7 protein-coding genes and 1 pseudogene are annotated in these 8,299 nt (G+C 69.7%); 4 read left to right on the top strand and 4 right to left on the bottom strand.

All coding sequences use genetic code 11. The features are described from left to right. Positions 1 to 90 precede the first annotated feature (90 nt). Positions 91 to 807, bottom strand: coding sequence for a DUF899 domain-containing protein (locus tag ACIRJT_RS38705; RefSeq protein WP_403919307.1), 717 nt, complete (start codon positions 805 to 807; stop codon positions 91 to 93). 65 nt (positions 808 to 872) lie between these two features. Here ACIRJT_RS38705 and ACIRJT_RS38700 point away from each other — a divergent pair, with 65 nt between their 5' ends. Continuing rightward, on the top strand, positions 873 to 1,529 hold the full coding sequence (locus ACIRJT_RS38700; RefSeq protein ID WP_403919312.1) for an alpha/beta hydrolase: 657 nt from the start codon (positions 873 to 875) through the stop codon (positions 1,527 to 1,529). A gap of 96 nt (positions 1,530 to 1,625) precedes the next feature. Continuing rightward, complete coding sequence (locus ACIRJT_RS38695) at positions 1,626 to 3,692, top strand: phosphocholine-specific phospholipase C (RefSeq protein ID WP_403919305.1); 2,067 nt, start codon at positions 1,626 to 1,628, stop codon at positions 3,690 to 3,692. Between the two features lie 106 nt (positions 3,693 to 3,798). Here the strand turns inward: ACIRJT_RS38695 and ACIRJT_RS38690 are convergent, their stop codons facing one another. The 3 genes from ACIRJT_RS38690 to ACIRJT_RS38680 all read right to left on the bottom strand — a co-directional run bounded on the left by ACIRJT_RS38690 (position 3,799) and on the right by ACIRJT_RS38680 (position 6,417). Next, positions 3,799 to 4,695 carry a DUF2510 domain-containing protein gene (locus ACIRJT_RS38690; protein ID WP_403919309.1) on the bottom strand — a complete coding sequence of 299 codons (897 nt, stop codon included), beginning with the start codon at positions 4,693 to 4,695 and terminating at the stop codon, positions 3,799 to 3,801. A 73-nt stretch (positions 4,696 to 4,768) separates the two neighbouring features. Next, a complete protein-coding gene (locus tag ACIRJT_RS38685; protein ID WP_403919303.1) occupies positions 4,769 to 5,461 on the bottom strand; it encodes a response regulator in 693 nt (230 codons plus the stop codon). A gap of 2 nt (positions 5,462 to 5,463) precedes the next feature. Continuing rightward, positions 5,464 to 6,417 (bottom strand): HAMP domain-containing sensor histidine kinase, encoded by a 954-nt coding sequence (locus tag ACIRJT_RS38680; RefSeq protein ID WP_403919300.1) that lies wholly within the window; start codon positions 6,415 to 6,417, stop codon positions 5,464 to 5,466. A 306-nt stretch (positions 6,418 to 6,723) separates the two neighbouring features. On the opposite strand from ACIRJT_RS38680, the gene ACIRJT_RS38675 reads away from it, so the two are divergent. Continuing rightward, entirely contained in the window at positions 6,724 to 7,011 is a 288-nt protein-coding gene (locus ACIRJT_RS38675; protein WP_403919294.1) for a DUF3040 domain-containing protein, read from the top strand. Between the two features lie 105 nt (positions 7,012 to 7,116). After that, positions 7,117 to 8,208: pseudogene (locus tag ACIRJT_RS38670) on the top strand (IS630 family transposase). The last annotated feature ends 91 nt before the right edge of the window (positions 8,209 to 8,299 follow it).

The raw sequence follows: 8,299 nt of genomic DNA, 5'->3' as shown, positions 1-8,299 counted from the left end.
AGACCCCAAGCCCTACGTCTGGACCAAGACCGCGGACGAGATCCTCGAACGCCTCGCCTCATATCTGAACAGAATTCCTGACTCAGAAGACTAGCCGCCGTAGTCGTCGTGGTGGCGGACCCAGTCCATGATTCCGGCCTCCTCCTGCCGCCCGAGGGGGGTGAGGTCCAGGTAGTTGAAGGTGCCGTTGAGGAGATCGGTGCCACGCGAGTACGTCGAGTAGGTGTGGAACACGCGGTCGTCCTCGCGGAGGAAGACGCTCAGACCGTGCTGCTCGCCGCTCTCGGCCCAGGACCCGATTCCGGCCTCACGCAGCTCGTCCTTCGTGCGGAAGTTGAAGAGGACAGGCGTCACGGATTCATCCATGGTGACGTGGAAGTCGTAGTTGAACGACGTCCCGTGGGAGGAGAACCAGGGGAAGGTCCACTCCATGCGTTCGCGGAACTTCGTGATCCGCGCGAGAGGCGCGCGCGAGACCGCGGCGAACGATGTCCGGGCCGCGTGCAGATGCGCCAAGTGGCCGATGTTGTCGGCGAGAAGCGAGCACCCGGTACAGCCGGCCTCCCCATCGGGCGCCAGCATGAAGTGGTAGACGATGAGCTGACTACGACCGTCGAACAGATCGACGAGGCTTGCCGGGCCGTCGGGACCGTCGAACACGTACGGTTCGGTGACCTCCACCATCGGCAGGGCCCGGCGCCGCGCGCTGAGCGCGTCCCGCTCCCGGTCGAACTGCTTCTCCCGCGCGAGCAGTTCCTTCCGGGCCGCTAACCATTCTTCTTTCGATACGATCGCCGGACTGTTCATTTTTCGGTCCTCACCGTCGTCCTACGTTTCCAGCAGCCGAAACCCTACGTGAGGAGGCGGACGCTCTGTCTGCCGTAGTGCTCGTTCACGGCCTGTACCACCGTCCCGAGCACTTCGGCAGGGTGGCGGAACGCCTGCGGACCGCGGGAATCGAGGCCGTCGTTCCCGAGCTTCACCGAGGCTCGCTGTCCGCCGACACCGCGGCGGTCCAAGCCGCTGTCGACTCGCTGGCGGGGCCTCCGCTCGTGCTGGGCCACTCCTACGGCGGGTCGGTGATCACCGGAGTGCGTGGAGCGGCACATCTGGTCTATCTGACGGCCTTCGTACCGGACACCGGCGAAAGCGCGGCCACCCTGGGCGGGGCCTCGCCGCGACTCCAGGAGGCGATCGTCCCCGAGCCCGACGGGTCGACCACTCTGCGTCCCGAACTGGCCGCCCGGGTCCTCTACGACGACTGCTCCGCATCCCTCGCCGCCTGGGCGGTCGACCTGCTCCGTCCGCAAGCCCCCGGCTGCGGACGAGGAGTCCCGCTCCATCACAGCTGGAAGGACACACCCTCCACCTACGTCGTCTGCGACCAGGACCGGGTCATCGACCCCGCTCTGCAACGGAAGATGGCCGCGCGCTGCACCGAGGTACGTGAGTGGCTGACGGGCCACTCCCCGTTCGTGGGGCACCCCGGCCTCCTCGGCGAACTCCTGGAGGAACTCATGCGGCGTTAACCGGTCCGTCACGGCCTCTTCCGTTCTGTTCGGTTCTCTTGGAACATCCTGTTCGCTTCTGTTCCCGTTCCCCACACTCCAAGAGGCCCCTCACTCATGGCTGATATGAATCGGCGCCGCTTCTTCCGGATAGCCGGTGCGACAGCGGGATTCGCCGCGTTGTCGGGCAGCATCGACCGCGCCGCCGCCATCCCCGCCCACCGGGCTTCCGGAACGCTCCAGGATGTCGAGCACATCGTCGTCCTGATGCAGGAGAACCGTTCCTTCGACCACTACTTCGGGGCGCTGAAAGGCGTGCGGGGGTTCGGGGACCCACGCCCCGTGACGCTGCCGAGCGGCAAGTCCGTCTGGCATCAGGCCGACGCGACGGGCAAGGAGACCCTGCCGTTCCACCCGACCGCCGACGACCTGGGGATGCAGTTCCTCCAGGGCCTCAACCATGACTGGGCGGGCGGCCACCGGGCGTACAACGACGGGCGGTACGACCGCTGGATCCCGGCCAAGACACCGACGACGATGGCCCATCTGACCCGGGACGACATCCCCTTCCACTACGCGCTCGCCGACCGGTTCACCGTGTGCGACGCCTACCACTGCTCGTTCATCGGGGCCACCGACCCCAACCGCTACTACCTCTGGTCGGGGCACACCGGCAACGACGGCACCGGCGGCGGGCCCGTCCTCGGCAACGAGGAGCGCGGCTACGGCTGGACGACGTACCCCGAACGACTGGAGGAAGCCGGAGTCTCCTGGAAGATCTACCAGGACATCGGCGACGGTCTGGACGGCCCCGGCGGCTGGGGCTGGATCGAGGACGCCTACCGGGGCAACTACGGCGACAACTCACTGCTCTACTTCGACGAGTACCGCAACGCCCAGCCCGGGAACCCGCTGTACGACAAGGCGCGCACCGGTACGAACGTGGCCGGCGGCGACGGCTACTTCGACGGCATCGCCGCCGACGTCCGGGCCGGAACACTGCCGCAGATCTCCTGGGTCGCCGCACCGGAGGCCTTCACCGAGCACTCCAACTTCCCCTCCAACTACGGCGCCTGGTACATCGCGCGGCTGCTGGACGCGCTGACGTCCGACCCCGAGGTGTGGAGCCGCACCGCCCTGTTCATCACCTACGACGAGAACGACGGCTTCTTCGACCACGTCGTACCGCCCTATCCGCCGGCCTCCGCCGACCGGGGCCTGTCCACGGCTGACACCTCGACGGAGGTGTACGCGGGCGGCGCCTCGTACGGCCCCGGTGTCTACGGACTCGGGCCGCGCGTCCCGATGCTGGTCGTCTCGCCCTGGAGCACCGGCGGCTTCGTCTGCTCCGAGACCTTCGACCACACCTCGGTGCTGCGGTTCATGGAGCAGCGCTTCGGCGTCCGCGAGCCGAACATCTCACCGTGGCGGCGGGCCGTCTGCGGCGACCTGACCTCCGCCTTCGACTTCGCCCGCACCGAGCCCGCCCCCGGCGACCTGCCGGACACCTCCGCCTACGAGCCTCCGGACCGCGAGCGTCACTCCGACTACCGGCCCGCTCCGCCCGTCGTCGGATCCCTGCCGAAGCAGGAACCGGGCAGCCGCCCCGCCCGGCCGCTCCCGTACGCCCCGTACGTCGACGGCGCCGTCGACGCGGGCACCGGAAAGATCGCGCTCACCTTCAGCCCGGGAACGGCGGCCGGCGCGCAGTTCTACGTCACCTCCGGGAACCGGACCGACGCTCCGTGGACGTACACCGCCGAGGCCGGCCGTACGGTGTCGGACGCCTGGAACTCCGCCTACTCCGGCGGCGCCCACGACCTCACGGTCCATGGCCCCAACGGCTTCCTCCGTACGTTCAGGAGCCCGGGTTCCACCGCCTGCGCCGAGGTCACCGCCCGCCACAACGACGGGAGCGGCAACCTCGACCTGACCCTCACCAACCCCGGCGACACCGAGGTCCGCCTCACCCTCTCCAACGCCGACGCCTACGGGGGAGAGGAGCGGTCGGTCACCGTGCGGCCCGGTGCCACGGTGTCGCGCACCATGGACCTGAGGGCGGGAAGGCGCTGGTACGACGTGTCCGTCACGGCCGAGGGCGAGCCGGCCTTCCTGCGCCGCTTCGCCGGTCACGTCGAGACGGGAGCCGCCGGGGTCAGCGACCCGGCAACGGCCACGGGCTGACCACGCGCAGGACCGAGCAGCCGGCAGGACCGAGCAGCGAAACGGCGCAGGGGCCCGGAGACCGTCCGGGCCCCTGCGCCGGTCACGCAACGCTGGGCTGATCCGTTCAGACGGCTCCGCCGGCGCCGCCTCCGGCACCGGACGCGACCTTGATCCCGCGGGTGATCTGATCCAGGACGGACAGCTTCGGCGCGTCCTCGTTGACGTCGAACCCGGACCGGACCACGACGAGCATGTCCTTGGAGGCGGGGGAGGGGAACACCAGCGATTCCACGTAGCCGTCGTCGCCCTTCTCCGTCACCACCTTCCAGCGCACCACATAACCCTTGCCGCCCGCCACCGTGACGGCCTCGGACCTCAACTCCTCGTGCGAGGAGATCTTTCCGTAGCTCTTGCCGCCGTAGGACTCCTGGGCGTTGAGGGCGATGTCCTTCTTGGCCGCCTCCTCGGGCGTCCCCGCGGTGAGCTTCATCGCGGCCGCCGGGGCGGAGAACACCCCGCCGCGCACACAGGTCTCGGCGGTGTCGCCGGGGCACGGGTGTTCCCCCGTCGTCAGTCCGGCGCCGACCGCCCCGGATGTGCCCTTCCAGCCCTTGGGCACCGGAAGGCTGATCCCTGCGGCCAGGTCGGTGGCGAAGCCCGGCTCGGTCGGCGGGAGCCGTTCACCGGGCCCCTGACCGTCGCCGTTCTCCCCGTCGTTCTTCTCGTCGCCCTTCTCGCCCCCGTCCGGTGCGTCCGGCAGTTCGGGGGTGGTGGAGGGCGAGGAAGCCGCCGTGTCGGGCCGACCGCCATCGCCCTCGCCCAGCAGATACACACCGCCCCCGATGGCGGCGAGCACCACCGCGCCGACCGTCACGCCGACGCCGACGCGGATTCCGCGACGACGCGCCGCGCCGGGCGACGCGCGGACATGGCCGGTCCACTGCGTTCCGTCCCACCAGCGTTCCTGAGCGGGGCCATTGCCTGAGTGCCCGGGGTCTGGATGCCAGCCGGGCGGGGTCATCTGGGTCACGGGGGCACCCTATGCGGACCGGGTGAGAATCACATGAACTGCCCGCGCCCCCGATCCTGTGAGGTCAGGGCTCGATCAGCCCGGCGCGGATCGCGTAGCGGGTGAGCTCCAGGCGGTCGCGCAGGCCGAGCTTCTGGAGCAGGTTGGCGCGGTGCCGCTCCACGGTCTTGACGCTGATGACGAGCAATTCGGCGATCTCCTTGGAGGAGTGGCCCTCGGCGACCAGCTTGAGGATCTCCTCCTCGCGTTCCGTGATGGTCCGCGCCGGCAGGTCCTCGCCGTCCTTGACCCGGTCGAGGAAGTTGCGGATGAGCGCGGTCACCGCGCCCGGGTAGAGGAACGGCTCGTCGCGCATCGCGGCCCGGCAGGCCTCCACCAGGTCCCGGTCCGCGACCGACTTGAGCACGTACCCGGCCGCCCCCGCCTTCAACGCCTCGAAGAAGTACTGCTCGTTGTCGTACATCGTGAGCATCAGGATGCGCAGCCCCGGCATGACCCGGGACAGCTCGCGCGCCGCCTGGAGCCCGGTCAGACGAGGCATCGCGATATCCAGAATGACCAGGTCGGGCCGTTCGGCGCGGGCCATCTCGATGGCCTCGGCGCCGTCACCGGCCTCGGCGACGACCGTCAGGTCCGGTTCGCCGTCGAGGATCAGGCGGACGCCGCGACGCACGAGGGCGTGGTCGTCCGCCAGCAGGATGCGGGTGGGAGCGGTCGCGCCCCTGGGAGGCGTGGCGATGGACGGTGAGGCGGGCATGGTCACTTGCTTCCGTTCGGGACGGGCACATCGAGACGTACTTCGGTGCCGCCCCGCGGACCCGGACCGAGGAAGACCTCGGCCCCGATCAGCAGAGCGCGTTCGCGCATGCCGCGCAGCCCGGCCCCCTCCGGGGCGTTCCCGAGGCCGCGGCCGTCGTCGCGGATGAGCAGTTCCACTCCACCGGGGCTGCGCCCCAGCGAGAGGTCGAGCCGGGTGGCGCGGGCGTGCCGGACCGTGTTGGTGAGGGCTTCCTGCGCGATCCGGTAGACGACCAGTTCGGCCTCGGCGCCCAACTCGGGCAGGTCCTTTCTCATCCGGCGGCGGATCGTCAGCCCGTCCGGCGTCGGGGTCTCGGTGATCAGCGCCGTCAGCGCGCTCACCAGGCCCAGTTCCTCCAGTACCCCGGGCCGCAGCCGGCGCGCGATCCGGCGGATCTCGTCGAGCGACCCCCGGGTGATCTCCTGGACCTGGCGCAACTCGCCGCGCAGCGGCTCCGGGGCGTGGTCGGCGACCCGCTTCAGCTCCAGCAGGACCGCGGTCAGCGTCTGCCCGACCTCGTCGTGCAGCTCCTGCGCCACGCGGCGGCGCTCGGCCTCCTGTGCGGAGAGCGCGCGGGCGCTGCTGGTGGCCCGCTCGGCCTCCAGCCGGTCCAGCATCGTGTTGAACGTCTCGATCAGCGCGGCGATCTCACCGTGCCCCGCGACCTCGGGCCGTGGGCTCGGGCGCAGCAGGTCGGTGGTCGTCATCGCGCGGGTGACCCGCTGGAGCGGGAAGAGGCCGAGCCGGAGCAGCGCCGCGTTGGCGGCGAGCATGAAGGCGATGCCGCCGGTCAGGATCATGGCCTCGGTCAGCAGGACCGGGGTGGAGATGGTGATCGGCCCGAGCAGCAGCAGGGCGCCGGCCGCCACGAGCACGGCGGCGTTGAGCAGGAAGATCCGCCAGAACAGGGACAAGGTCGAACGGCTCCTCAGGAGGTCGGGTCGCAGGGGCGGGCTGAACACCCGCGCTGACAGCCTCTACTATCGCCGCTGCGCGGGCGGGCCGGGGCCGTCGCCGCCCGGGCCCGCCATTCCGTCATCCCACGCGCGCCCCGGTCTGCATGGTGCGCGCCCCCGGATATGGGTGCTGGCCCCGATGGTCCCCCGAAGCCTCCCCCGACGACCATGAGGCCAGGGCCCCGAGGGGCCCTGCCCCGTGCCGCACCGCGGGGGCCGGGCCTTCAGGAGCCGAGAGGGTTTCCGTACCGGGAGGGAGACACCATGCCCACGTACGACGAGCGGCTGCGTGATCTGGAGGAGCAGCTGCGTCACGACGATCCCGAGTTCGTCGATGCGATGTCCGGCGGCACCCCGCGCACCCCGCGCGAGTACCGCCGCCGCAACGCCTGGCTGTGGCTCGCCGTCGGGCTCGCCGCACTGGGCACCGGCATCGCCGTGGGGCACGGTCTCCTGATCGCCGCCGGTCTGGTCGTGTCCGGAGCGGCGGCCCAGCTCTTCGACCCGCAGCGCGGGCGCCCGCACGGGCGGGACATCCCCGGCACGCGCTGACCCCCGCCCCCTCGCCGGGGCGGTGTCCCGCATGCACCGCTGAGGTCCGACCACATGCTCCGTGTGACCTAGTGACCTGAGTCGCAGGTTCGTCGTCGGTTGTTCATGAGTCGTCCCGGTCCGAAGATTCCGCCGTTGTCGGTGACTGACGCCCAGCGGGCTGTGCTGGAGGGTGGGGTGCGTCGTCGTTCGACGGCCCAGGCTCTGGCTCAGCGTTCGCGGATCGTGCTGGAGTGCGCCGAGGGGCATTCGATCCTGGAGGTGTCCCGCCGGTTGAATGTTGCCGCGGACACGGTCCGCACCTGGCGGCGGCGGTTCATCGAACGTGGCCTGGACGGCCTGTCCGACGAACCGCGGCCCGGTGCCCCGAGGAAGATCAGTGACGCCGACGTCGAGCGGGTCATCGTCAGGACACTCGAGGAGAGGCCGAAGAACGCCACCCATTGGTCGACCAGATCGATGGCTGCCGCCACGGGCATGTCGCAGTCGGCGATCTCCCGGATCTAACGGGCGTTCGCACTCGCGCCGCACCGGTCTGAGACCTTCAAGCTGTCCACGGACCCGTTCTTCATCGACAGGGTACGCGACGTGGTGGGCCTCTACCTGGATCCACCGGAAAGAGCGCTGGTCCTCTGCGTGGACGAGAGGTCGCAGATCCAGGCCCTGGACCGGTCCCAGCCCGTGCTCCCGATGATGCCGGGCGTCCCGGAACGCCGGAGCCACGACTACATCCGTGCCGGCACCACCACCCTGTTCGCGGCTCTGGAGGTGGCGACCGGCAAAGTCATCGGCTCATGGCACCGGCGCCATCGGGCAGCTGAGTTCAAGAAGTTCCTGGCCAAGGTCGACAAGGAAGTGCCGGCCGGCCTCGAGGTGCACCCGATCCTCGACAACTACGCGACCCACAAGACACCGGGGGTCAAGAAGTGGCTGCTGTCCCACCCTCGATTCCACCTGCACTTCACACCCACCCGTTCGTCCTGGCTGAACCTGGTGGAACGATGGTTCGCCGAGCTCACGCAGAAGAGGCTCAAACGCGGCGTCCATCGTTCCGTCCAAGCACTGGAACGCGACATCCGGGCCTGGGTCGCGGACTGGAACGACCACCCACGGCCCTTCATCTGGACCAAGACCGCCGACGAAATCCTCGACAAGGTCGCCAGCTACTGCCAGCGAATCTCTGACTCAGGTCACTAGTCTTCTGAGTCAGGAATTCTGTTCAGATATGAGGCGAGGCGTTCGAGGATCTCGTCCGCGGTCTTGGTCCAGACGTAGGGCTTGGGGTCTG

The sequence above is a fragment of the Streptomyces sp. NPDC102283 genome (assembly GCF_044766265.1).
Classification (GTDB): domain Bacteria; phylum Actinomycetota; class Actinomycetes; order Streptomycetales; family Streptomycetaceae; genus Streptomyces.
Note: the sequence above shows the minus strand (reverse complement) of the source record. Positions and strands in the feature narration are given on the sequence as shown.

Excerpts from the sequence above, each read along its gene's own strand:
- ACIRJT_RS38705 (WP_403919307.1), bottom strand. The coding sequence starts at position 807 with ATGAACAGTCCGGCGATCGTATCGAAAGAAGAATGGTTAGCGGCCCGG.
- ACIRJT_RS38695 (WP_403919305.1), top strand. The coding sequence starts at position 1,626 with ATGGCTGATATGAATCGGCGCCGCTTCTTCCGGATAGCCGGTGCGACA.
- ACIRJT_RS38690 (WP_403919309.1), bottom strand. The coding sequence starts at position 4,695 with ATGACCCCGCCCGGCTGGCATCCAGACCCCGGGCACTCAGGCAATGGC.
- ACIRJT_RS38685 (WP_403919303.1), bottom strand. The coding sequence starts at position 5,461 with ATGCCCGCCTCACCGTCCATCGCCACGCCTCCCAGGGGCGCGACCGCT.
- ACIRJT_RS38675 (WP_403919294.1), top strand. The coding sequence starts at position 6,724 with ATGCCCACGTACGACGAGCGGCTGCGTGATCTGGAGGAGCAGCTGCGT.